Annotated in this window: 23 protein-coding genes; 11 read left to right on the forward strand and 12 right to left on the reverse strand. The window is 64.6% G+C overall.

The features are described 5' to 3' along the window. Positions 1 to 176 precede the first annotated feature (176 nt). Entirely contained in the window at positions 177 to 461 is a 285-nt protein-coding gene (locus tag OH491_RS05785; protein WP_068771908.1) for a hypothetical protein, read from the forward strand. Positions 462 to 734: 273 nt separating this feature from the next. Here OH491_RS05785 and OH491_RS05790 read toward each other — a convergent pair whose 3' ends face one another. Both OH491_RS05790 and OH491_RS05795 read right to left on the reverse strand, forming a co-directional pair. Then, positions 735 to 944, reverse strand: a complete 210-nt coding sequence (locus tag OH491_RS05790) for a dodecin (RefSeq protein WP_068772017.1) — start codon at positions 942 to 944, stop codon at positions 735 to 737. Positions 945 to 955: 11 nt separating this feature from the next. Then, entirely contained in the window at positions 956 to 1,138 is a 183-nt protein-coding gene (locus OH491_RS05795) for a CsbD family protein (RefSeq protein WP_068771907.1), read from the reverse strand. A gap of 276 nt (positions 1,139 to 1,414) precedes the next feature. On the opposite strand from OH491_RS05795, the gene OH491_RS05800 reads away from it, so the two are divergent. The 5 genes from OH491_RS05800 (at position 1,415) to rpmI (ending at position 4,114) form a co-directional block, all read left to right on the forward strand. Then, the gene (locus OH491_RS05800) at positions 1,415 to 2,530 is read left to right on the forward strand and encodes a sensor histidine kinase (RefSeq protein WP_068771906.1); all 1,116 of its coding nucleotides are present in this window, start codon (positions 1,415 to 1,417) and stop codon (positions 2,528 to 2,530) included. After that, on the forward strand, positions 2,527 to 3,204 hold the full coding sequence (locus OH491_RS05805; protein ID WP_068771905.1) for a response regulator: 678 nt from the start codon (positions 2,527 to 2,529) through the stop codon (positions 3,202 to 3,204). Before OH491_RS05800 ends, OH491_RS05805 begins: the two co-directional genes overlap by 4 nt. A 107-nt stretch (positions 3,205 to 3,311) precedes the next feature. Continuing rightward, positions 3,312 to 3,533 carry a DNA-directed RNA polymerase subunit omega gene (locus tag OH491_RS05810; protein WP_068771904.1) on the forward strand — a complete coding sequence of 74 codons (222 nt, stop codon included), beginning with the start codon at positions 3,312 to 3,314 and terminating at the stop codon, positions 3,531 to 3,533. 15 nt (positions 3,534 to 3,548) lie between these two features. After that, entirely contained in the window at positions 3,549 to 3,857 is a 309-nt protein-coding gene (locus tag OH491_RS05815; protein ID WP_068771903.1) for a co-chaperone GroES, read from the forward strand. A 62-nt stretch (positions 3,858 to 3,919) separates the two neighbouring features. Continuing rightward, positions 3,920 to 4,114: a 50S ribosomal protein L35 gene (gene rpmI / locus OH491_RS05820; RefSeq protein ID WP_068771902.1), complete on the forward strand. Its 195-nt coding sequence runs from the start codon at positions 3,920 to 3,922 to the stop codon at positions 4,112 to 4,114. Between the two features lie 114 nt (positions 4,115 to 4,228). Here rpmI and OH491_RS05825 read toward each other — a convergent pair whose 3' ends face one another. After that, on the reverse strand, positions 4,229 to 5,701 hold the full coding sequence (locus OH491_RS05825) for a B12-binding domain-containing radical SAM protein (RefSeq protein WP_068771901.1): 1,473 nt from the start codon (positions 5,699 to 5,701) through the stop codon (positions 4,229 to 4,231). A 392-nt stretch (positions 5,702 to 6,093) separates the two neighbouring features. Here OH491_RS05825 and trhA point away from each other — a divergent pair, with 392 nt between their 5' ends. The 4 genes from trhA (at position 6,094) to OH491_RS05845 (ending at position 8,825) form a co-directional block, all read left to right on the forward strand. Then, positions 6,094 to 7,641, forward strand: coding sequence for a PAQR family membrane homeostasis protein TrhA (trhA, locus tag OH491_RS05830; protein ID WP_334319545.1), 1,548 nt, complete (start codon positions 6,094 to 6,096; stop codon positions 7,639 to 7,641). A gap of 216 nt (positions 7,642 to 7,857) precedes the next feature. Next, a complete protein-coding gene (locus OH491_RS05835) occupies positions 7,858 to 8,175 on the forward strand; it encodes an RNA recognition motif domain-containing protein (RefSeq protein WP_068771900.1) in 318 nt (105 codons plus the stop codon). Positions 8,176 to 8,389: 214 nt separating this feature from the next. Next, positions 8,390 to 8,521, forward strand: coding sequence for a hypothetical protein (locus OH491_RS05840; protein WP_334319544.1), 132 nt, complete (start codon positions 8,390 to 8,392; stop codon positions 8,519 to 8,521). 64 nt (positions 8,522 to 8,585) lie between these two features. Continuing rightward, on the forward strand, positions 8,586 to 8,825 hold the full coding sequence (locus tag OH491_RS05845) for a PIN domain-containing protein (protein WP_334319543.1): 240 nt from the start codon (positions 8,586 to 8,588) through the stop codon (positions 8,823 to 8,825). Between the two features lie 114 nt (positions 8,826 to 8,939). Here OH491_RS05845 and OH491_RS05850 read toward each other — a convergent pair whose 3' ends face one another. The 8 genes from OH491_RS05850 to OH491_RS05885 all read right to left on the reverse strand — a co-directional run bounded on the left by OH491_RS05850 (position 8,940) and on the right by OH491_RS05885 (position 20,764). Then, entirely contained in the window at positions 8,940 to 10,463 is a 1,524-nt protein-coding gene (locus OH491_RS05850) for a GH39 family glycosyl hydrolase (RefSeq protein WP_068771898.1), read from the reverse strand. Between the two features lie 247 nt (positions 10,464 to 10,710). Continuing rightward, positions 10,711 to 11,673: an endonuclease/exonuclease/phosphatase family protein gene (locus OH491_RS05855; RefSeq protein WP_068771897.1), complete on the reverse strand. Its 963-nt coding sequence runs from the start codon at positions 11,671 to 11,673 to the stop codon at positions 10,711 to 10,713. A gap of 126 nt (positions 11,674 to 11,799) precedes the next feature. Continuing rightward, positions 11,800 to 13,146 (reverse strand): MFS transporter, encoded by a 1,347-nt coding sequence (locus tag OH491_RS05860; protein ID WP_068771896.1) that lies wholly within the window; start codon positions 13,144 to 13,146, stop codon positions 11,800 to 11,802. Next, the gene (locus OH491_RS05865) at positions 13,143 to 13,916 is read right to left on the reverse strand and encodes an SDR family NAD(P)-dependent oxidoreductase (RefSeq protein WP_068772015.1); all 774 of its coding nucleotides are present in this window, start codon (positions 13,914 to 13,916) and stop codon (positions 13,143 to 13,145) included. The genes OH491_RS05860 and OH491_RS05865 overlap by 4 nt, the downstream gene beginning before the upstream one ends. 33 nt (positions 13,917 to 13,949) lie before the next feature. Then, positions 13,950 to 15,128, reverse strand: a complete 1,179-nt coding sequence (dgoD, locus tag OH491_RS05870; protein ID WP_068771895.1) for a galactonate dehydratase — start codon at positions 15,126 to 15,128, stop codon at positions 13,950 to 13,952. Between the two features lie 23 nt (positions 15,129 to 15,151). After that, the gene (locus OH491_RS05875; RefSeq protein WP_068771894.1) at positions 15,152 to 16,213 is read right to left on the reverse strand and encodes an aldose epimerase family protein; all 1,062 of its coding nucleotides are present in this window, start codon (positions 16,211 to 16,213) and stop codon (positions 15,152 to 15,154) included. Positions 16,214 to 16,229: 16 nt separating this feature from the next. Next, the gene (locus tag OH491_RS05880; protein ID WP_342750907.1) at positions 16,230 to 18,512 is read right to left on the reverse strand and encodes a DUF6259 domain-containing protein; all 2,283 of its coding nucleotides are present in this window, start codon (positions 18,510 to 18,512) and stop codon (positions 16,230 to 16,232) included. 32 nt (positions 18,513 to 18,544) lie between these two features. Further along, positions 18,545 to 20,764, reverse strand: coding sequence for a hypothetical protein (locus OH491_RS05885; RefSeq protein ID WP_068771892.1), 2,220 nt, complete (start codon positions 20,762 to 20,764; stop codon positions 18,545 to 18,547). Between the two features lie 107 nt (positions 20,765 to 20,871). Here OH491_RS05885 and OH491_RS05890 point away from each other — a divergent pair, with 107 nt between their 5' ends. Next, entirely contained in the window at positions 20,872 to 22,068 is a 1,197-nt protein-coding gene (locus OH491_RS05890; RefSeq protein WP_084442463.1) for a xylose operon transcription regulator XylR, read from the forward strand. Between the two features lie 61 nt (positions 22,069 to 22,129). On the opposite strand, the gene miaA is transcribed toward OH491_RS05890, so the two are convergent. Then, entirely contained in the window at positions 22,130 to 23,053 is a 924-nt protein-coding gene (gene miaA, locus OH491_RS05895) for a tRNA (adenosine(37)-N6)-dimethylallyltransferase MiaA (protein ID WP_068772014.1), read from the reverse strand. Positions 23,054 to 23,074: the final 21 nt, after the last annotated feature.

Here is a 23,074-nt window from a genome sequence, read left to right on the forward strand (position 1 = left end):
TGTATCCATAATCCGGTTACGGCTTCCTCCGGACCGCCGGTTTCGGGCGCACTGCGAAGCCTCCGCCGCCGGTAGTATAACACCCCATTGCCCATCCCGATGTTTTCGTGCAGTCTGGGGCCGGCCGATATCCTCACCCGCCAAGCAAAGGCGGCCAACCTTAAACCCAAAAAAATATGCCATCACTCCCCCTCACCGATGCGCAACGGCGCACCTGCACCGCCATTTTTCAATATCCGTCCCCTCCCGACCTGGACTGGAGCTCGGTTTGCGCCCTGCTGGACACGCTCGGCGAGGTCACGGAGGAGCCCGACGGCAATTTGCGAGTGACGCGCAACGGACAAACCCTGGCCCTGCATCAGCCCCGCGCGCACGATGTCGCCGGGACCAGCGAGATCATGGCCATGCGTCACTTCATTGAACAGTCGGAATCAGTCTCCTTGTCGGCGAGAAATGGATGAAAACCATGAAAGCGGGGCGCTTCGCGGCCATGCCGGCACAGAAAGTTCAAAGCCGCCAGATCTCCTGCGGAAAACAACGGCGATCCCGGTGTGCGGGCAGTTCCGGGCCCAGGCCATCTGACCACTGGGTTTCCGAAAACAGTTCAGCGCGATGATGAAGAACACCGCGCCGGGGCTGGCATCGCGGAAGAGGATGGGCGCGCCGCCCGGGCATCGAGCCGGGGAGGGACGGGAAATTTCCTCCCCGACCGTCAGCGGTTATAGGAGACTCACTCAGGTTTCCACGGAGAAGCCGACCTTGATGGTCACCTGCCAATATTGCACCCGCCCCTTGTCAATGTTGCCGCGCGTTTCCACCACTTGGAACCAGCAAAGATTTTTGACGGTTTTGTTGGCGCGCCGGATGGCCTTGTTCACCGCGTCCTCGATGGACATGGGCGAGGTGCCGGTGAGTTCGATGAGCTTGTAGACGTGATCTTTCATGTTCATTTCCCTCATTCCTTGGTCGCTTTTTCAATCGCTTCGCGGGTTTCGCCGGTGCGCTTCTGCATCCGGCCGATCAGTTCATCCTGTTTGCCTTCGACGTATTGGAGGTCGTCATCCGTAAGCTTGGCCCACTTTTGCTTCAGTTTGCCCTTGGTGATGTTCCAGCCGCCTTTGATTTCGAGTGTGTTCATGGTGTATCTCTTGTTTTCATCCGACGCAACGTGAGGGCAGATGCGCCCCCGCCGTCGAGATGCCGACTAATACTACCGCCGGGGCCGGCCGGTTGCCATGGGGTGTAACCCTACGGGGCCGGACGCGGGCCGGGCAGGTCTTCACCCCATAAACAATCTCTCGCCAAAAGCGGCATCCCGCATTAATTAATATGCAAACGCAGACACCGATTGCCCTCCCCGGCCTTGAGGGAAACCGCGATCCGGTGGCCAACTCCGCGCTGAAAGGACGCAGCCATGAAAACCGACAAAAAAATCCAGTTTGAAAAACACTACCAGGCAGCGCTGCGATGCCATCTGCGCCAACGGGCACACGGGCGTTCGGCAGGCTCGATCGGACGCACAGCCGTTTCGCTCGGACTGGACACGCTGGACCTGGCCCGCATGCACGACCGAGCCGTGGCGTTGCAGCCTCCGTCCAATGCGGGACATGACGGGCACCCGTCCGCGCAGGCCGGCGCAGTTTTCTTTTTTCAGGTCATGGAGCAGGTCGAGCACACGCACCAGCCCGCCCGGGCGGCCACGCTCCACGCGCAACACATCGATGCAAAGCTGCACGCACGCACCGCCGCGCTGGCGGCTGCCCGGCAACAGGTGCGGCGCGAAACCGCGCGACGAAAAAAAGGCGAGAGGCAACTCGTGCAGGGCGCCCGGCACTACAGCCAGCTCCTCGCCCAGTCGAGGCGCCTGGCGCACCAGGTCCTGTCGGCGCAGGAGGAGGAGCGAAAGGAAATCAGCCGTGAATTGCACGATGAGGTCGCCCAGATCCTGGCCGGCATCAACGTGCAGCTCGCGGCTTTGCAGGAATCTGCCGCGATCAACAGCCGGAGTCTCCGCCAGAGAATCGCCCAAACCCAGCGACTGGTCGGGCAGTCCATCCGGATCGTCCATCGTTACGCGCGCGAACTTCGCCCCGCGATGCTCGACGACCTCGGGCTGATCCCGGCGCTGCGCTCCTATATAAAGGACCTGCCCGGACGCAAGGGACTGCTCATTCGCTTCACGGTATTTCCCGGCGTGGAGGCCCTGAACAACACCCGGCGCACCGTGCTCTACCGGGTCGCGCAGGAAGCGCTCACGAACGTCGCCCGCCATGCGCGCGCGCGGCTCGTGACCGTGCGCGTTCTCAAAATCGCCGACTCCGTCCGCCTCGAAATCCGCGACGACGGCAGGTCCTTTCAGGTGGATCGCGCCCTCGCCGCCAAAAACAACAAGCACCTCGGCCTGATCGGCATGAGGGAACGCGTTGAGATGGTGGGCGGCCGCTTCGTCATCAAGTCGGTGCCGGGCAAGGGAACCACCGTGCGCGCCGAGATTCCATTCCGCGGCAGACAGAGGAGGCCGGCCTTATGAAACGGATCACCGTCCTGTTGGCCGAAGATCATGCCATCGTTCGCGAAGGATTGCGGTCGCTGCTGGTGCTGGACCCCGACTTCGAGGTCGTTGGCGAGGCGGCGAACGGACGCCAGGCGGTGGATCTGGCCCGGAAGCTTCACCCGGCCGTTGTCGTGATGGACATCGCCATGCCCGTGCTCAACGGCTTCGAGGCGACGCGGCAGATCCTGCTCGCCGCGCCCGCCTCCAAGGTGCTGGTGCTCTCCGCGCACAGCGACGACGAGTATGTGGCGAAAATGGCCGCGGTCGGCGCGTCCGGTTATCTGGTGAAACAAAACTCCGGGCAGGTGCTGGTCCGCGCGATCAAGGAGATCGTCGCCGGGCATCCGTATTTCAGCGCGTCGATTTTGAAGCGCCTGCGGGACGCGGCGCGGCGGGCCCGCGAAACCGGAGCGTCCCGCGCGAAGCCCAGCCGGCCTCTGACCACGCGCGAGGCGGAGGTGCTGCAACTCGTGGCCGAGGGCGCGGCCAACAAGCAGGTCGCCGCCGAACTCGGCATCAGCATCAAGACCGTTGAAAAACACCGGCAGCAGTTGATGGACAAACTCGACATCCATGACACCGCCGGCCTCACCCGCCACGCCATCGCCACCGGCGTCATCGAGAGCAGCATTCAGGTGACGACCGGCTGACCGCATGCCGGCCAGCCCTCGACCATAATCATTTCAAAGCGCCGGGAAGCATTTGGACGCACCCGCTCCACTCACCACCACTCAACCACCGCAATCCTTTTTATCCAATGAGAGACGACTACATCAAAAACGCACTCAAGGTCATCGACGATCCCAACATTCTGATCAACGTCGTCTCGCGACGCGTCAAGCAGCTCCGGCAAGGCCATCGGCCGCTGGTGGTCTCGCTGGAGAAAATGGAGCCCGAAGACATCGCCCTGCGCGAAATCGTCGAAGGCAAAATCATCTACAGGCTCCCGACGGCCCAGGAGATGCAGGGGCGGCGGTGACGGTGCTTTCATCTTATGCAACATTCAAAAATCCAACCCATCGGCGATCGCATCCTCATCCGGCGCCGTGATGAGGACAAGGAACAGTCCCGGGATGGCGTGATCATCCCCGACAGCGCGAAGGAAATATCACTGGAGGCGGAAGTGATCGCGCTGGGCAGCGGGCGGGGGAAAAAGGGCGGCGGGGTCGCGCCCTTCGAAGTTCACATCGGCGACACCGTGCTCGTCGCCCGGCACAGCGGCGAAGCGGTGCGACTCGGCAACCGGAACCACACGATTGTCCGTGAAGACGACATCCTCTGCATCCTCGGCGGCGCCGCCTGAGCCGGCGTTTTTCAACGTCCGACCATCCATCCATCTCTCGTATCAATTAATCGAATACTTTTATGCAAAAAACCAAAAAATCGGTCGCCAAGCGATTCAAGCTGACCGGCACCGGCAGGCTGCTGCGCCGGACGCCGGGCTTCCGGCACCTGCTTGCCTCAAAAAGCGCAAAATCAAAACGGCGCGCGGCAAAGGACAAGCCCGTCGCCCCCGGACATGCTGCCGCACTGAAGCAGTGTTTGCCCTTTGGTCTCTGACAGGCAATCGGCAGAAACCCATATCCTCATGGAGGCGGAGTCGCCTTTCCTGCGGAACACCATTGGCCTCACGCTGTCCGGGCAACGCGCGACATGGAGCCGGCCGCGCCTCGCTCACAGCCGGTCGGCGACGCAGCGGAAATGATGGCCGATGATCGCCATCTCGATCGCCACGCGAAACTGGCCGGGGCGGCGAAACAAGGTGGCGAGGGAAAACCGGCAGTAGGCCAGGCGGCCGCGGTGCCAGACACCCAGAAGCCATAACGATTTCAAAAACGCCGACACATCCGACCACGACAACCGCAGCCGTCCGCCCGCCGCATGGTAGGTTTTCAGGAAAACGCGGATGCGCCGGTAGTAGTTGCGGGGTTCGTAGAGCCGGCGCATCAGCTCGCGGTAGCCGGACTCGAGGTAATCGCGATTGAGCCGGGGCAGGAAATTGAGCGTGGCATCCGTGTTGTTGCCCGTGGAACTGGCGAGGAGCCGGCCCTCGCGCTTCAGCCGGTCAAAGAGCCGCGTCCGCGGCAGGGCGGTGAGCAGCCCGACCATCGCCGTCACCACGCCGGAGCGCTGGATGAAATCGAACTGCTGCTTGAAGATGTCGCGGGTGTCGCTGTCGAAACCGACGATGAAGCCGCCCATGACCTCGAGCCCGGACCGTTGCAGGACCTGGACCGCGGCGACGAGATCACGGCCGCGATTTTGCACCTTGTGACACTCGTCGAGCGACACGGCCGAGGGCGTCTCGATCCCGACAAACACCTTGCGGAAGCCGGCCGTGACCATGAGGGCAATCAGGTCGGCGTCGTCGGCGAGGTTGATCGAGGCCTCGGTGAGGAACCCCATCTGCGTCCGCGTGCGTTCGCGCCACGCGATCATGGCGTGCAGGAGGGCGCGGGTGCGCGCCTTGTTGCCGATAAAATTGTCATCCACCACGAACACCATGTCCTTCCATCCGTACCGGCGCAGGGCCTCAAGTTCGGCGATGAATTGTTCGGGCGACTTGGTGCGCGGCACGCGGCCGTTCATCACGATGATGTCGCAGAACTCGCAGTCGAAAGGGCAGCCGCGGGAAAACTGCGCGGACATCGTCACGTAGTCCCTCATCCGGATCAGGTCCCACCGCGGCACGGGTGTCTGGGCGAGGCCGGGGCAAGCGGGCGCCCGGTAGACCGGTTGCGGCGAGCCGCGTTGCAAGTCGGCGACCACTTGTGGCATGATCGCCTCCGCCTCCCCCAGCACGAAGTGCGGGATCTCCGGGAAATTCTTGTGGCCGGTGGTAAAGAGCGGCCCGCCCGCGATGATCTGCCGGTCGAGGGCGGCGCAGCGCCGGACGATCTCCCGCACCGATGCCTCGTGCACGATCATGGCGCTGATAAAGACGTAGTCGGCCCAGCGCAGGTCGGCATCATTCAGGGAACGGACATTGAGATCGACGAACCGTAGTTCCCAGTCGCGCGGCAGCATGGCGGCAACGGTCAGCAGGCCCAATGGCGGGAAGGCTGCCTTTTTCGCCACAAAACGCAGCACGTACTGAAAACTCCAGAAAGTGTCAGGCGTCTTTGGGCTGACCAAAAGTATCTTCATCGTGACTGCGGTTTGCCTTTCCGGAGGTAAACTGGCGTGTTGCGTCCATGGTGACGAGATCAATTACCAGTCATCGACGCCCCCGGCATTCCGGCCAACATTGTCTCGCGACGTGTCAAGCAACTCTGGCAAGGACCCGCCAGCCGAGGAACTGGAGCAGTGATAAAAATGTGCTGGCGGTCCGGCACGCCGTGTTCATCGCGGCAAATGCGGTCGCGTGCGCAGGCTGGTCTTTGCATCCGCGCGTCCGATGCGAAATTCCCGCGCCGGCACGCTCAACTCCTTCGCATTCCTGCCGCCATTTCACGGGGGCTCTTCTCCATGACACATTTCCGTGTCGATACGTATTGCCGGTTGCATCATCGGCAAAATGAAACTAAATGGATAGGGTCATGGTTTCCTCTTCTTCATCGGTTCACAATCACGAAAAATTTTCATTGCCGCTTTTTGCCTTCACTATCGCGATCACCCTTTCGGGCTTGCTGGCCGTGCTTTGGTGGCTGGCTCCGGGAGCCTGGGAGGCGCAGTTGCGGGCACCGTTTTGGAAAGGGGCGGTTGCTTTCGCCGCCATCAGCCTCGTGGCATGTTTCATCGAATATTTTTTCCACCGTTACGTGCTTCACACTCCGGCCATCCCGATGCTGCGGCGTCTCTACCGCCAGCACACCTTGCACCATGCACTCACACGCGTCGCACGCAAGGCTTCGAAGGATGGACGCGGTATTCTCTGCATCGAAAATAAATTTCCGATCATTGAGGATGAGCAGCATGAAGCCGCTTTTTTCCCTTGGTATTCGATGGTAGTGTTTGCGGCGATCCTGACACCACTTTTGATATTGTTGCACGTGCTGTTTCCAAGCTTCCCGTGGTTTTTCTCCGGGTTCGCCGCGCTGGCCAGTTCGCTGACGCTCTACGAGGTTCTGCATGCGATCAACCACTGGCCGTTCGAGAAATGGGAACCGCTGGTCACGCACCGGCGATGGAGTTGGTTCTGGCAGCCGGTTTATGGATTTCATCTGCGCCACCACGCCGTGATCGATTGCAATGAATCCATCTCGGGGTTCTTCGGCTTGCCGGTCGCGGACTGGCTTTTCGGCACGTGCGTGATTCCCCAGACCGTCTACGCCAACGGCGAAGAATGGTCGCAGGAAAAATTCCGCAGCCCCACACCTTGTGCGTTTATCCGCAAGCTCGACATCTGGGCTCAACTGGTGGTGCAACGGCGCCGGGCGCGCTCCGCAGTAAAGTCCGCAGGCGAAATGGCACCGGCACAATCAGGCACCGGTCGAGATCGCAATGCGCGGGAAGATACCCGAGGCGAGAAGATTGCCAACTGGCTCACCCATGGCATCGGCGCGATTCTGAGCATCGCCGCGCTGACGCTGCTGATTGTTTTCTCCAGCCTGTACGGAGAGGCATGGCATGTGGTCAGCTTCACGGTATTCGGGCTGGCGCTGCTTGTGCTTTACACATCATCCACGCTTTACCACACCCAGCGCAGCGAATGGGGAAAACGCTTCTTCCGCCGGCTGGACCACGCGGCTATTTTTGTGCTTATCGCGGGCACCTACACACCGTTTTTGCTGACGCATCTGCGAGGTCCTTGGGGCTGGAGTTTGTTCGGCGTAATCTGGGGCATATGTGGAGCGGGCGCGGTGTTTAAGTTGCTTTATGGCGAACGCTATCACCGGGTTTCGTTGTTGGCCTATCTATTTGCCGGTTGGTTGATCGTGGTGGCATTCAAACCCTTGCTAACGCACGTGCCGAATGAGGCGCTTTGGTTGCTGCTGGCAGGCGGGCTATGCTATACAGCAGGCACCGGGTTTTATGCTTGGAGACGGCTGCGCTACCATCACGCCGTCTGGCATGTCTTTGTGCTGGGCGGAAGCACCTGTCACGTTCTCGCCGTGCTGCTTTTTCTGCTCCCGCGCGCCGTCTAGCGATTGCCCGGATGTGAAATTATTATGCAGTATTTTATCCGCGTGCGGATAATGCTTGCATATTCCCCACGAACCGGAACCCTCGGACCGTCGTATACGACGTTTAGATGCCAGTGATTGGTGGGTCTTCAGATGAGCTCTCTGTTCAGGTGAATGATTCGAAACTCGATTCCCGGGAACACTCTGACAGCCACGAAGCCTACGCAAAAAATCACCATGAATTCCAAACTTTATGTTGGGAACCTCTCCTTCAACACCAGCGAAGCGGATCTCCGCGACGCTTTCGGCGCCTTCGGCAGCCTGACCGATGTCTTTGTCGCCACCGACCGTGAAACCGGCCGTGCGCGCGGTTTTGCCTTCATCACGTTTGATACGGCCGAGGCGAGCCAGCTCGCCGTGCAAAAGATGAACGGTGCCGATCTCGGCGGCCGCACGCTTACGGTAAACGAGGCCAAGCCGAAGGAGGCAATGGGAGGCGGCGGGCGTAACTTCGGCCCGAACCGCAAGCCCTTTCAAGCGCGCAATCGCTACTAGAGGCTGTCATGGACACTTGCATGGGGTGATAAGGTAGTAGGATGGGGAAAGAGAACGAGTTGGATATCTGCGAAGGCAGTGCAACCGCTTCCTCCAGCACACCGTTCATCTCTGGGTTGATTTGACGCGGCACTATTGCGACCGGGCGTAGGCATATTACAAAGCACATCGCGACAAGGGCCAGAGCCATGCCTGCACGGTGCGCTGCCTAGGCATGCGCCGGCTCAAAATCGTCTCCGCCATGCTGCGCAACAACGCGACACATGACGAGTCGTTGCACCACGCCAACCAGGTGCGGCACGGCTCATGGGGCGCGGCGCTTGTTTCGGTGAAAAGATCCGCATGACCTGTGCAAAAACGAGGGTGCTCTGTTCGGGCCCCACCGTCGCGCGTGGCAAGGCCCGCGCCGCTTGGCTGCAATCTTTCCTTTCCACCGTCTCTCCATCATGGATTTCGACGAAGACTGCGCTCGCACCCACGCGGCACTATGGGCAAAACTTGAGGCGGCGGGCGCGCGCATTGGCGCACACGACATAATGATTGCCGCCACCGCCCTTCACCACAACATGCGCGTGGCGACATGCAACGCCTCAGAGTTCAAACGGGTCGCAAACATCAAGGTCATTATCCCGCAAGCCATAAGACATTGATGCCCGGAAAGGCTCCTCACTCTTCATCTACGGACGTCACCTTCGGAGTCTCTTCCTCTGCCCGGTATCAAAATCCCCGGAGCGATTTCCCCAAATGCCTCGAAATTTTCTTATTCAGCGGACGGGACTGAAGGGGATGAAATCGCCGAAGGTAAGAAGGAGCGGATAGTCCGTCACGGGGATGTTTTTGAGCGTGTGGGCGTCGCTTCGGGGAAATTTGACCAGATTCTCCGCCGGGATCTCATGGACGACGCCGGTCATCAGGTTCACGAGGCGGACGGGCGTGGGAAGCTTGGCGAAGATCATCGAGGTCGTGCTTTCGAAGTTCGTCGTCAGCACGTCGGTGGCATTCCAATAGATGAAGCCGCGGGCGCCGTTGGCTTTTTTCAGGCCGAGGAATTGGAGGCTGGCACCGGACGGATCGAGATCCTGTCCGAACGCGGTCTCCTCCTTGCCCGGCGCGATACGTATCGGGACGGGCTCCACGCTGACATCGTCGGCAAGGGCGGCGCAGAGGTTTTGCAGGGCGTGGTAGGCGGGCTTGGGGGTGTATTCGCCGGTGGAACGTCCGTCGGCGTCGAAGTCGGCGCCGAGAACGCCGAAATAGCCGTAGTCGAGGTAGGAGGCTTTGTCGCCGACCTTGCCGTTGAGGGCCTCGATCATGTCGAGGGTGGAGAAATAGGAGGCGAACTCGACGCCGAGCGAGAGGTCGCTGACGAGGTGGCGGAGCAGGATTTTGGCCTGTTTTTCCGGAGTCCACGCGAGGTGGCGAAGCGCGCCCTTGCCGTCGGGCCGGGACTGGGCGCCGGACTCGCCCTGGATGATTTTGATCGCCGGGTTGTAGGAATGGACGAGGGCCTTGAACGCCTCGAAATAGTGCGCGTAGCCGCGCTCGCCGGTCATGTAATAATGGTAGGTGACCGAGTCGAGATGGCGGGCGAGGCCGGTGTCGAGAGCGGCGGAGACGTAGGGCAAATCGGTGAGGTTGGTGATGGCGAAGCCGGCGATTTGCGCGGCGGAATCGGCGGCGCGGACGGCCTCGGCGGTGGCGATGGCAAACCCGCCGTATTCGGCCGGGCTGACGCCGGACTTCCAGCACCATTTGCTGTTGGGTTCGTTCCAGATTTCATACAACGGGACGCGGCCTTTGAAATGCCTGACGGTGGCGGTGACGTAGGCGGCCCACGCGTCGCGCTCCTCCTTGGTTTTTATGGGCGGGACGCCGACGGCGCCGAAATATTTTTTGGCCTCGGGGGAGTAGATCTCGTTGCCATAGCAAAGGCAGAGCCAGGGTGTCATGCCGCGGCGGATGAGGTTGTCCACCACGGAGTCGAGCCAGGCGAAATCATATTGCCCCCGGACCTTCTCGGTGCGCTGCCAGCCGGACTGGAGGCGCACCCATTTGACGCCGATGGCGCCAAGTTTGTCGTAGGCTTTTTCGGGGTCGAAGACATCGCGGTCGAGCTTTTCGAAGCCGATGCCGAGGCGCGGGCTGACACCCTGCGAGGAGGGGCGCGGGATGACGTGGCCGACGGGCTTGAGCGGCACCGGCGGGGCCTTCGGATGCGCGAAGGCGGAGCCCGATGCGAAAACGCAGAGGGCGGTCAGAAGTGCGCTGAGCGAGGTTTTGGTGTTCATGGCACGGATGGGAGGGGAGGATTTAAGTGCGAAGGTTGGAGTTGGAAGGATTTTGACCCACGGATTTGCCTGGAGCGGCTACGCCGCAACCGAAGAAATAAATGGCCACAAAAAGGCGCAAGAAGCACAAAGATGAAGCAGAATAAGCATCCTGCCTTTGCGCTTTTTGTGCCTCTTTGTGGCTATTCAAAACCAACTTGGTCATAGGGAAATCATACGCTTTTGAGCACGATTTTTCAGGATAGTATTACGGATGCGTGCCATCAGGGGTTTGACCGGGTTTGAGCGCGGCGGGGGCGTCCACCGTCTTGGCAAATTCGAAGTCGGCGGAGATGAAATAGTGGTCGCTGGGGTAACGGCCTTTCTGTTCGTCCCGGACGATTTCGGAGGCGAGAGGCTTGAGGGGGCCGTTGAAGAAGATGAAGTCGATTTTGCCGTGGCTTTTTTTCGTGTAATTTTTGCCAAGGAAGCCGTGGTAGGTGGAGCCGGGGTCGTCGGGACCGTGAAGGACGGCGTAAGAATCGGCCCAGCCTGCGGTTTTCACGGCGCGGATGGCATTGCTGCCGGCGGTGGTGTTGAAGTCGCCGGTGAGGATTTGCGGGAGGTCGGAAGGGATTTTTCCGGCTTGTGCAAGGAGGACGGCGATCTGGCGTTCGCGCACGGAGTCGCCGACGGGGCCGCTGATGTGGTCAAGGTGGGTGTTCCAGACCACGAACGCGCCCCCGGTGACGCTGTCTTGCAGGAGCACCCAGTTGGCCAGGCGGGGAAAGGCGGAATCGTCGAAGCGGGAATTGGGCGTGGAGGGAGTGTCGGAGAGCCAGAAGCCGCCGGCGCGGAGTTGCTTGAAGCGGGCGGCGGAGTAAAGGATGGCGATGGTGGGCTCGGCGCGGGCGTTCGCCTTGGGGGCGTTTTCAATGGCGAAGTGCTCGAAGCCGGGGAATTTTTCCTTGATGAAGTTGAGCTGGATGGAACGGCATTCCTGAAAGCAGATGATGTCGGCATCTTGGGCAAGGAGGGTGTCGCGGCAGAGTTCGCGGCGCTGGTTCCAGCCGTTGCCGGTTGCATAGTCGCCATTGACGGGCACGCGGAGGTTGGCGGTGACGACGCGGATGGCGGTGGCGGCGGGGCGCGGACGCGGAGCGAGGGTGTCGTCGGCGGCGGGCGCGGCGGAGGCGAGGGCGCAGAGCGCGGCGAGGAGGACGGGCTTCATGGAGAATTTCATTTTGGATCTTTCTATTTTCACTGGAAGGTGGCGCGGGGACAGGCGCACCGGCGATTGAGGGCAAAGGCGGCGGAGCGGGGCGTTTTCATGGACGGAGGTCGCTCGAAATCTCCGTCATTCATTGGTGCGAAGCGCGTCGCGGCGGAAGGTGCGCGCCCTCGCGAACGCAACGGCGCCGGCGCCGATCACATACAGCGCGGCGAGCGCGGCGAACCCGCGCGACAGGCCGGAGCCGTCCGCGAAGGTGTCCTTCATGCGGCCCAGCGCCCAGGGCGAAAGCGAGCCGATGAGAAACGCCGCCATCGTCATCACCGACACGGCGGTCGCGCGCGAACGCGGCGGGATCACGTCGAAGAGCGAGGCGTGCGTGTTGCATTCGTAGAGGCCGCGGAAAAACCCGAAAATCCCCATTGCGAGGCACGCGGTCGCAAGGCTTGGCGCGAGGGCCATCCAGAGGATGGCGGGCGCGCCGAGGGCCATCGCGATGGTTTGCAACTCCAGCCGCGCGGTCGGGCGGGTGCGCGCCCGGAAGTCCGAGAACGCGCCGCCGGCCAGCACGCCGGCCATGGCGGCGAGGTGGTGAAAAAGCATCGAGTAGCCGCCGGCCAGCGTCAGCGAGAGGTGGAACTTGTCCTGAAGAAACGAGGGGGCCCAGACGACGTAGGCGTTGTTCACGCAGACGATGGCGGTGAACGCGACGGTGAGCAGCAGCGCCGTCGGTGTGCGGAAAATCAGTCCGAGGGAACGGAGGAACGACGTGTCATCGGCGGGAGCGGGCACGGGCGAGTTTTGTAGGGCGCGACCTTGTGTCGCGCCGGGATTATCAACGCGGCCTGACGCGAGGTCAGGCCCTACGGGAGCCGCCGGCGCGGTGTTGTTCTCCGGCGTGTCGCGCAGGCGCAGCATGAAGACAAAGGCGAGGAGGATGCCGCAGGCGCCGAAGACGTAGAACGCCGAGCGCCAGCCCCAGCGGTCGGCGATCCAGCCGCCGAGGAAGCCGCTTGTGATGACGCCGATGTAGAGCGCGGCCTGGTGGACGGACATCGCGATGCTGCGGGTGGAGCGGTGAAACTTGGCGAGCAGCGAATACGCCGAGGGCGCGTAGAACGCCTCGCCGCCGGCGGTCGCCACGCTGCGCAGCGCCACGAGGGCGACCACGCCGCCGGCAAAACCGGTGAAGAGCGTGGCCGTGCTCCAGAAAAGCAGGCAGGAGGTGATGACGCGGGTCTTGGGGAAGCGGTCGCCGGCGAAGCCCGCGAAGGGCATCAGGATCGCGAGGGTGAAAAACAGCACCGAGCCCACCAGACCCTCCTGCGCGCCGGTGAGCAGCAGGTCCGCACGGATTTGCGGGAGCACCACGCCGAAGATGGCGCGGTCGCCCTGGTGAAAGAAAAACGCCAGGCACAGGAGGGCGAGCAGCTCCCATTTGTAGCGGGCGTGGAGGGGTTTTGAGGGTTTCATGTCTCAAACGCCTCCGGGACAAGCTGGACGGAGCAGCCGCCGTCAACCACCAGCCGGGAGCCGGTGATGCGGCGGGCCTGTTCCGAGGCGAGAAAAAGGACGGCGTCGGCGATGTCCGCCCCGTCGGCCTCGCGGCCGAGCGGGACGATGGCCCGGCGCCGGGCCACGACCTCGGGCGCGAGGCCGTCCCAGCGCGAGGTGTGGATGTAGCCGGGGATGACGGTGTTCACGCGGATGCCGCGCGGGCCGAGTTCAAGGGCCATGGCGCGGGTGAGCGCCTCGATGCCGCCCTTGGTGGCGACGTAGGCGCTGCGGTTGCGGATGGCGCGCGCGGCGGCGTTCGAGCCGAGGTTCACGATCGCCCCGCCGCCCTGCGCGACCATCAGCCGCGCCGCCTCCTGCGAGCAATAAAACGTGCCGAGGAGGTTGACGCGCACGACGTTTTCCAGAACCGCCGGCGGCATATCGAGAAACGAGTGGCCGATGGCGTGCTGCACGGCGTTGTTGACGAGGACGTCGAGCCGGCCCCATTCGGCGCGGATGCGCGCGAACAGGCCCGCGACGGCGTCGCGGCTGGCGAGGTCGGCAGGCATGGCGGCGATCTCGCCGCCGGTGTCCGCGCGGAGTTCGGCGGCGGCTTGTTCGGTGGCGGCGGGATCGAGGTCGTTGAGCGCGACGCGCGCGCCGGCGGCGGCGAAGGCGCGGGCGATGGCCAGGCCGGAGTTGGTGGCCGCGCCGGTGACGAGCACGTGTTGGTCTTTGAAATTCATGAGGAGCTGGCGGTTCAAGCCGGTCAAGCCGGGTTAATTGGTTTTGTTATGGTCGAAATAGGAGACGGCGTCGGCGGGGCGGATGTCCGTGAGCGCGCCGGTGTAGTGGCGGAGATTGCGCGGCTCGTAGGGGTGGCGGGCGATGGCTTCGAGGTCCAGGTCGATGCCCAGGCCGGGGCCGTCGGGGATGAGCATGGCGCCGGCCTCGAAGCCGACGCGCTCGGTGCTGATTTCGCGGCGGTGGGGCACGTCGTCGGACATGGTTTCGAGCAGGAAAAAGTTCGGCGTGCAGGCGGCGAGCTGGAGCGTGGCGGCGTTGGCGACGGGGCCGGAGGGGTTGTGCGGACAGATGGCAATGTGGTGCGTCTCGGCCATAGCGGCGATCTTGCGCAGTTCGCCGATGCCGCCGGCGTGGCTCACGTCGGGCTGGATGTAGTCGGCGCAGCCGAGCTGGAGGAAATTGCGGAAATCCCAGCGGCTGTAGATGCGTTCGCCGGCGGCGATGGGCACGCGGACGCGGCGCTTGACCTCGGCGAGCGCGTCGGGGTTGTCGGGCGGCACCGGCTCCTCAAACCAGGTGATGTCAAACTCCTCCAGACGGCGCGCGATGCGGATGGCGGTGGGGACGTTGAAACGCCCGTGCCCCTCGATGAGGATGTCCACCTCGGGGCCGACGGCCTCGACGACGGCGCGCACGCAGGCGATGGCGTCGTCGAGCTCGCGCTTGCCGATGTTCATGTAGGCGGAGCCGAACGGGTCCCACTTCAGGCCGCGAAAGCCGCGGGCGACGGCGGCGCGGGCCTTTTCGGCGAACTCGTCGGGGCGCTTGGCGGGGGCGAACCAGCCGTTGGCGTAGCAGGGCACGCGGTCGCGCACGCGCCCGCCGAGGAGCTGCCAGACGGGGACGCCGAGCGCCTTGCCCTTGATGTCCCAGAGGGCCATTTCGACGGCGGAGAGCGCGCTCATGAGCACGGGGCCGCCGCGCCAGTAGGCGTCGCGGTAGGTGTCGTGCCAGAACGCCTCGATGTCGAAGGGGTCGCGCCCGGCAAGGTAGCGCTCCAGTTCGCGACAGGCTTGGGCGACGGTGGGCTCGCGGTATTCCAGCGTGGCCTCGCCGACGCCGTGCGGGCCGCTGTCGGTGAGCACGCGCACGAACACCCAGTTCGTGCGCCACGCATGGCAGATGTGTGTTTCAATGGCGGTGACTTTCATGGGAGGGGAAAGGGGGAGTCTTTTTATTCGACGGCGGTTTTATATACGCAGACGTGGCGGTAGGTTTCTCCGGGGCGGAGGGTGGCGGAGGGGAAATTGGCGTGGTTCGGACTGTCGGGGAAACGCTGGGTTTCGAGACAGAGGGCGGAGCGGCGGCCGTAAGGTTTTCCCTGTTTTCCCGTGATGCCGGCGGGGAGGCTGTCTGAGCAGTAGAGCTGGAGGCCGGGCTGGTCGGTGCGGACTTCGAGCACGCGTCCGCTGTGCGGTTCGACGACGCGGGCGGCGATGGGGAGCGGACGGGCCGTCCGCGTTCCATAGGGGTCGAGGACGAAGTTCAGGCCCTTGCGTTCGCCGATGGGCGCGGGCCGGCGGAAATCGAACGGCGTGCCGGCGACGGAAACGATTTCGCCGGTGGGGATGTGCGCGGCGTCGGTGGGCGTGCAATGGCCGGCGCGAATTTCGAGCAGGTGACCGCCGATGTCGCCGGAGCCGGCGCCGTGGAGGTTGAAGAAGGAGTGGTTGGTGAGGTTGACGATGGTGGGCCGGTCGGTCACGGCCTCGTAGGTGATTTTGAGTTCGTTGTCGTCGGTGAGCGTATAAACCATTTTCACGCGGAGGTTGCCGGGGAAGCCCTGGTCGCCGTCGGGGGAAAGGAGGGCGAGTTCGAGCGTGCGCGGGTCGGGCTGGCGGGCGTCCCAGACGACGGCATGGAAACCCTTGGGGCCGCCGTGGAGGGCGTTGGGGCCGTTGTTGGGCGGGATGCTGTATTCGACGCCGTCGAGGGTGAAGCGTCCGCGTGCGATGCGGTTGGCGCAGCGGCCGATGGCCGCGCCGAAGTAGGGTTCCCTTGAGCTTATATAATCTTGTATAGTGTCGTAGCCGAGCACGATGTCGGCGAGGTTGCCGTCGCGGTCGGGAGCGAGCCAGGAGACGATGCGCGCGCCGTGGTTGGTCACGCGGATTTCCACGCCGTGACGGTTCGCGAGGACGAACAGGCCGGTTTGTTTGCCGTCAACGACGCGCTCGAAGCGCGCGGGCGGCGGGCCGGCTTCGGCGGGCGTGTTGGGGTTGGCGCGGGTGGTCATGGCGGCGGAGGGGCGGCTATTTGGCGGATTCGAAGAGGAGCACGGCGAGGGCGTGGCGGGGGAGGACGAGGTGGATTTCGGCGGCGCTGGCGGGGGTGACTTCGGCGTCACCGACGGCGTCGTGGCCGGCGTATTTGTAGCCGGCGGGAACGGTGATGGTGGCGGCGGCGGCGTCCTTGGCGCTTTGGGTGGCGACGATGGCCATGCGCTTGCCGAGGGTGAAGGAGCGGGCCTGGACCTCCGTGTTTGAATTGGCGAAGCCGTCTGTGTCGGTGTAGCGGCCTTCGAGGAGGAGATCGGCCTGGCGCTGGCGGAGAGCGTCTATCTTGGCGAGGTAGCTTTGATAATACGGGGTCTCGGCGATGGTGCGGCGGCAGCGGTAGATTTCCACATCGGAGCGGAGGCCGAGGAGGACGGCGCGGTTGACGCGGCGCTCGATGTCGGAATCGTCGCGGATTTCGCGGTCGCTGAGGATGATTTCAGGGAAGGTGTAGCGGAAGAACTCCAGAAAGCCGCGGGGGCCGGTGGAGCCGGTGAAGAGGGAGTGAACGTAGTCGGCGTGCTGGCCGGTGACATCGCTGATAATCTCGATGCCGAGGGCGAGGTTGGGGTCGAGGGAACGGAGGTGGTCGCGGAGGCGGCGGATGATGTCGGCCTTGGCGGCGACGGAGCCGACCCAGTGCGGGGGGTGGTTGTGGGCGGGGTTGGAGCAGGGCGGCTCGTCCATGCCCATCTGGTCGAGGAAGAGGGAGTGGCAGCCGTAGGCGGCGGCGCGGTCGGCTTGGGCGCGGAGGTGGTCGAACCAAGCGGGAGAGGAGGGGCAGGCGATGGCGAAGTAGCGTCCGACAAAGATCCTGGCGAAGTTGCCGGGGCCGGTGAAGGTGTAGCGGTCAAGGACTTCGTTGCCGAAGGGGTCGAGGATGACGGGGCCGACGCCGGTGGCTTTGTGGTAGTCGCTGATGCGGTCAATGAGGCGGCCGTTGGTGTAGAGGATGACGTGGCCGCCGTTTTTGTTGAAATGGGCGATGCCGTCGAGCATTTCGCGCTCGGTGCCGAGCTTGGGGTTCGGGGTGTAGTCGGGGTAGTGGTTGTCGTGGCCGCCCTTTTGCCAGCCGAACAGGAAGAGGGTGTTGATGCCGGCGGCGGCACCGTCGGCGTGGATTTGCGGGAGGTCGGCGTAGCGGTAGTGGATTTCGCCGTGCTGGTGGCGGAGGATGATGCGCTGCCAGCCGTTCATGCGGCGGACCCACTCGGGGACGGTCCGGGCGGCGGCAACGGGGGTGCCGTCGGGGTTTTTCTGGAACCAAGTGCCGGCCCAGCGGCGGTATTTTCCGGCGACGACATGCCAGTCGCCGGAATAGGGGGCGGTGACGAACTCGCCCTCGGTCCAGGTATCACCGGCGGCGATGCCGGGGAAGCGGACGAAGCCGGCCTCAAGTCTGGCGGAGGGCTGGTCGAAAACGGCCTTGGAGGTGCCGGGGACTTTTTCGGCGGGATAGACGCGAAATTGGTGGAGGGTGCGCTCGAAGCGGGTGGAGTGGCAGCCGAAGTAGAGGCCCTGGCGGGGACCGGCGAAGGCGAAGCAATTGGCGGAGGCGCCGTGGAAGGAGGGGTAGGAAAGAGTCAAGGCGCGGAAGAGGTGGTCGGCGGCCTTGTAGGCGGTGAACTGGCGGGCGACTTCGTCGCGGGGGTCGGGGATGAGCTCGCCGCCTTGTTTTGACCAGAGGAGTTTGTGATCGGGGGCGAGGGCGAGGTCGCCGACGAGGGGGAAGTGACATTCGCGGACGGCGGTGGCGGCGGCGAGGGCGGTGTTGTTTTTGACGCTGATGGTCCAGCGGATTTCGTCGCTGGCGGCGGCCTCGTCGGGGAGCGTGGCGGTGATTTCGACGCTGACGGGGAGCGGCTCGGGCTTGATGTCGAGGCCGCGCGCGCGGATACGGGTGAGCGAGGGCCAGACGATGCGGAGGGCGGAGCCGGCGGGAGTGACGATGTTGGAAATGCGGGGGCGGATGGCGCTGTCGTCGGGGGTGACCTCGATGTCGAGTTCGTCGTCCTCCTGAAGATAAATGCGCCAGAGCTGGCCGGGGGAGCGGAGGTATTCGCAGCCCTTGCCGTGGTCGGCGGCGAGGTTTTTGAGGGAAACGAGGCGGCCGGCGTCGTCTATTTCGAGGCGGAGGCTCTTGTTTTCCAAGACGTGGCCTGCAGCGGCCGGGGCGAGGGCACCGGCGAGGGCGACGGCGGCGAAGGCGAGGATGCGGAGCGCGGGGGGAAGGCGGCGTAGGTCGGTTTTGGCGTTCATGGCGGGGAAAATTCGATGGCGGTTGATTTGGTTCATTTTATTGGCGCCTGTTTTTTCGCGGCGGCTGCGCGAGTTTGATACAGCGAGGCGGCGGTGGCGCGCACGGCGGCGATGGTCTCGGCGTAGGGCGTGTCGCAAATGTCCACCAGCCCGGTCTGGAAGTTTTCGCCGTCGAAGCGGCCGGTCGCGGGCTGGTCGTAAAATTGAAACCAGTGCGTGCCGACGATGGACGGGTGGCGGAGCGCGCTGGCGACATACTCGCGGTAGGCGGTGGCGCGGGCTGCCTGGTCGGCCACGGGAACGAGCGAGGGATCGAAGAGGCCGCGGTCGGGCGCGCCGAAGTGAAACTCGCCGATCAGCACGGGCAGGTCCACGCCGGGGGCGAGGCGGAAGACATCGAGGGTGGGAGCGTAGATGTTTTCGCTGATCACGTCGCAATGCCGCGCGGCGATGCGCGTGACGAACCAGGTGGGATGCGAGAAGCGCGCGCCGAGGTAAAGGTGATGGGGCGAGGCGGCCTTGAGCGCGGCGCGGCAGCCGCCGAAATACTCGTCGATGAAACGGTCGCTCAGCATCTCCAGGTCGGCCTTCGCGTCGGGGCGTCCGCGGTCGGGCGGCGTGGTGGCGGCAAGCAGCGCGTCCCAGTCCGCGTGCGCCGCGCCCCAGGCGGCGTTGAGGGCGGCGATATCGGCGTATTTGTTTTTCAATACATCCACAAAGGCGCGCTTGGCCGGCTGCGCCGGAGGCGAGGCGAGCACAACCTCGGCGGTGTGGCAGGGGTCGCCCCATTTCAGCTCGTTGTCCACGAAGAAACCGAGGCACCACGGGTCGTTCAGCGAGTCCTTCAGCTCGGTGCGCAGGACACGGTCCATGTGCCGCCGCCAGGCCGGGTCGAAGGGGTCGGGCAGCTTGCCCCAGTTGCCGTCGGACGCCTCGACGCGGAACTCGGCGCCGCCCATCGGCGCGGAATAGACGATGGCGGTGTAGGGCGTTTTCCGCCGCAGGTAAACGGCGGGATCGGAGGAGTTGGCGATGGTGTTCAGACCCCAGCTTTCCAGCCGCCGCAGCGCGCGGTCCTCGAACTCCGCCGTCCAGCCCTCACCGTATTTGCGGAAAAGGTTTGCCTCGAGAAAATCATACACGGCGTGCGCGCCCTTTCCGAGATAGTAGCCACGCGTCGAAGGCGCCTCGGTGCCGTAAAAACGGCCGAGCGGCGAATCTTTCGGCGGCAGCCGGAACAGGTGTTCGCGATCCGGCAGCGGGGTGCCGCGGTAAACGCCGCCGACGCGCTGCCGCGTGGCCACGCGCACCACGCCGTGCGACCAGAAGAGCCGCCCGTCCGGGTCAATCATCCACCACTGGCCGTCGATTTTTTCCACGCGGAAAAACCCCGTGGCGCGGCGTTGCGGGCCGCCGGCCCAGCCGCCGTAACGGTTCCAGTCCCGCGGACGCGCGTGCGCGGCGAGGTCGGCATCCTCGGCCTCGCGGCGGGCGGCAAAATCGTCCGCCGAGCTGATTTTTCCGGGCCAGGAACGGTGCGCGTATTGGCCGAACTCATCCACCAGCGGAAACACGCGCGACTCCGGCCAGTCGCGCCACGGCTCGGGCACGCCGCGCGCCTGGACGGGGCCGACGGCGATGCCGGCGCCGGCGGCGGCGCTCGTGAGGCGGAGGGAAATTTGCGCAATGTCCGCGCCATCCATGAAGCCGTGGCGCGCGAAGTCGGCGGGAGCGGCCTGCATGGAAAGGAAGCGCGCGGCGAGCGGGCCGGGATTTTTTGTGCCGAGCGGCACCGCCAGCCACACCGTCGATCCGTCCGCGGGCAGCGCCGCCCGCGCGCGGTAGGTGCGGGGGTGCGCCTTGACCGGACCGTCGGGCGCGGCGGTGTCGCGGATTTCGAGCATCACGCCCACCGGCGCCGGGCCGGGATTGCGGACGGGCACGGCGATTTCGGCAAACGCGCCCAAGTCCCATGCGCCGCCCGGCGCGCGCAGGACGAGCGCGCCGTCGTTTTCCTTTTTCGCCGTCAGCCGGAGCCAGCCCGGCGACATGGCGGCGGGCGCGGCATCGGCGGTTGCGGCGAGGGTGGCGGCGGTTTCCACGCCGGCGGCCGGCCAGCGTTCCCACGAGACGAGCACGCGCGGAGCCCGCGGCGGTGTTTGCGCGGCGCGCAGGGAAAGGGTTGCCACCAAGACGGCGGCCAGCGCAAACACGGCGGCGGGGAAATGAAAGCGGCGGGGAAGCTCAAGCATGGCGATGATGTTAACGGCCCGGACACGGCTGGCGAATGGCCAAATAAGCCAGAGTATTTCTATTTTAGGCCATTGACCTTGCCCGCCGAAACGTTTGGGTGCGGAGCATGGCCGGCAGTCGAAGGACTTCCCGCGCCCGGCGGAAACCGGGCGAAGCGTTGCGCGTCGCGGTGTGCATCGACACCCGCGATGGCCCGGGGCGCGAACGCCTCCTCGGCTGCTACCAATATGCGCTGGAGCAGAACTGGCGGCTTTACCTGATCCGCCAGGACAACGAAAACGAAATTGCCAGAATGGCGGCCATCGACCTCGACGGGGCGATCTTTTTCGACCGGTCGCGCCCGTTGCAGGAGGCGGTGAAGGCCAGGGGCGTGGTGTGCGTGGAGACGGGGGCGCGGCATCCGGACCTGTCGGACGCGGCGGTGTTCGTAGACGACGACGCGCTGGTGCGCATAGCGGCCGGGCACTTGCGCGCGGCGGGGTTCGAGCACCTCGGCTACTGCGGGCTCGCCGGGAGTCTGGTCTCGACCGCGCGGGCGGCTCATCTTTTGGAGCAGGCGGCGGCGGGCGGCGGCGACGGCGCAACCGGCGGGCATGTGTTTGAGGATCGCTGGCGCGACGGACAGATGGAGATCGAGGCGTTGACGCGATGGCTGGGCGCGCTGCCGAAGCCTGCCGGCGTGCTGGCCTACGACGACAAAATGGGCGAGCGGGTGCTGGCGGCGTGCCGGTGGGCGGGCATCCGGGTGCCGGACGAGGTCGGGGTGATCGGAATCGGGGACGACGAGCTGATTTGCGAGGTGACCATGCCGCGCCTTTCCAGCGTGGCGCTGCCATCGCGCGGGATTGGGCGGGCCGCGGCGGAGACGCTGGAGCGACTGCTGACCGGCAAGAAGGTGGAGCAGCGGTGGACGCGGGTCGCGCCGCTGGAGGTGATCAGCCGCGCCTCGACGGCCTGGCTGCCGCCGGCGCGTCCGGCGGTGCTCAAGGCGGTTGACTTCATGCGCGCGCAATGCCACCGGCCGATCGGCACCGACCAGGTGGCCGCCGCCGTGGGCCTGCCGCGGCGCACGCTTGACCGGGTGTTCCACGCCGACTTGGGGCGCACCGTGCACGAGTATTTCGTGGAATTGCGGATGCAGGGGGCAAAGCGGCTGCTGCGGCAGACCGACCTGCCGCTCGAGGATGTGTCCCGCAAGAACGGCTACTCGTCGCTGTCCTCGTTCATGCGGATGTTTGCCGCGCGCACGGGAAAGCCCCCGCGCGAATACCGCGAGCATTGCAAACTCCAGCGCGGGGGCTGACGCTCCCCATTGCGTCCGGCGAAGCCTTGAAAGCCGCCGGCTGACAGGCGGTCCGTTTGTCTTACCCGAAAAGTGTTTCGATGCCGGCCCGCGCCGCGTCGATGGTTTTATGCGCGGGCAACTGCGTGCGAAACCATGTGCGTTGTTTTTTTATCAATGCGCGCGTGTTTTTTGAGATCTCCGCCGCGAGTTCGGCCCGCGGCAGCCGCCCGTCAAGCATGGCGATGGTTTCGCGGTAGCCGATGGAACCGGCCGCGCTGGAATTGCGTTCAAGTCCGGCGGCGCGGAGGCGCCCGACTTCTTCAATCAGCCCGGCGCGCAGCATCTCCCCCACCCTCGCCCCGGCCCGTTGCTTGAGCTCGGCGCCATCGCGGTCGAGGCATGCGAGACGCACGCGGTAATCGGCAAACGGCCCGGGCTGGCGCGCGAAATCGGCGGCGAGCCCGGCCAGCGTGCGACCGCTGGCCCGGCAGCGTTCGAGCGCGCGGATGACGCGGCGCGGGTTGGCGGTGTCGAGCGGTCCGAGGCCGCCGGGATTGAGCGCGAGCAGTTCCGCGACAAGCGCGGCCAAACCGTCGCGTTCGTATTTTTCCCGGATTTCGGCGCGCAATTCCACCGGCACGGCCACGTCATCGGCGACGGGCGAGAAAAAGGCTTTCAGGTAAAAACCGCTGCCTCCGGTGACGAGCACGCGGCGGCGGCGCGCGACGATGTCGTCCACGGCGGCGCGCGCCATCGCGACGTAACGCGTGACGTCCATCCGGTCCGTCACGTCGCACACATCGACGAGGTGGTGCGGCACCCGGGCGAGTTCCCCGGCTGCGGGCTTGGCGGTGCCGATGTCCATGCCGCGATAAAACAAAAGCGAATCGCACGAGACGATTTCCGCGTCGTTCGCCTCCGCCCAGCGCAACGCCAGTTCCGTTTTTCCGACCGCGGTCGGACCGGTGAGCACATGGAGTATTTTTTCGTTGGGCAAAATCATCGCGATGCCCAAGCATGGTGC

Source organism: Termitidicoccus mucosus (genome assembly GCF_038725785.1).
Taxonomy (GTDB): domain Bacteria; phylum Verrucomicrobiota; class Verrucomicrobiia; order Opitutales; family Opitutaceae; genus Termitidicoccus; species Termitidicoccus mucosus.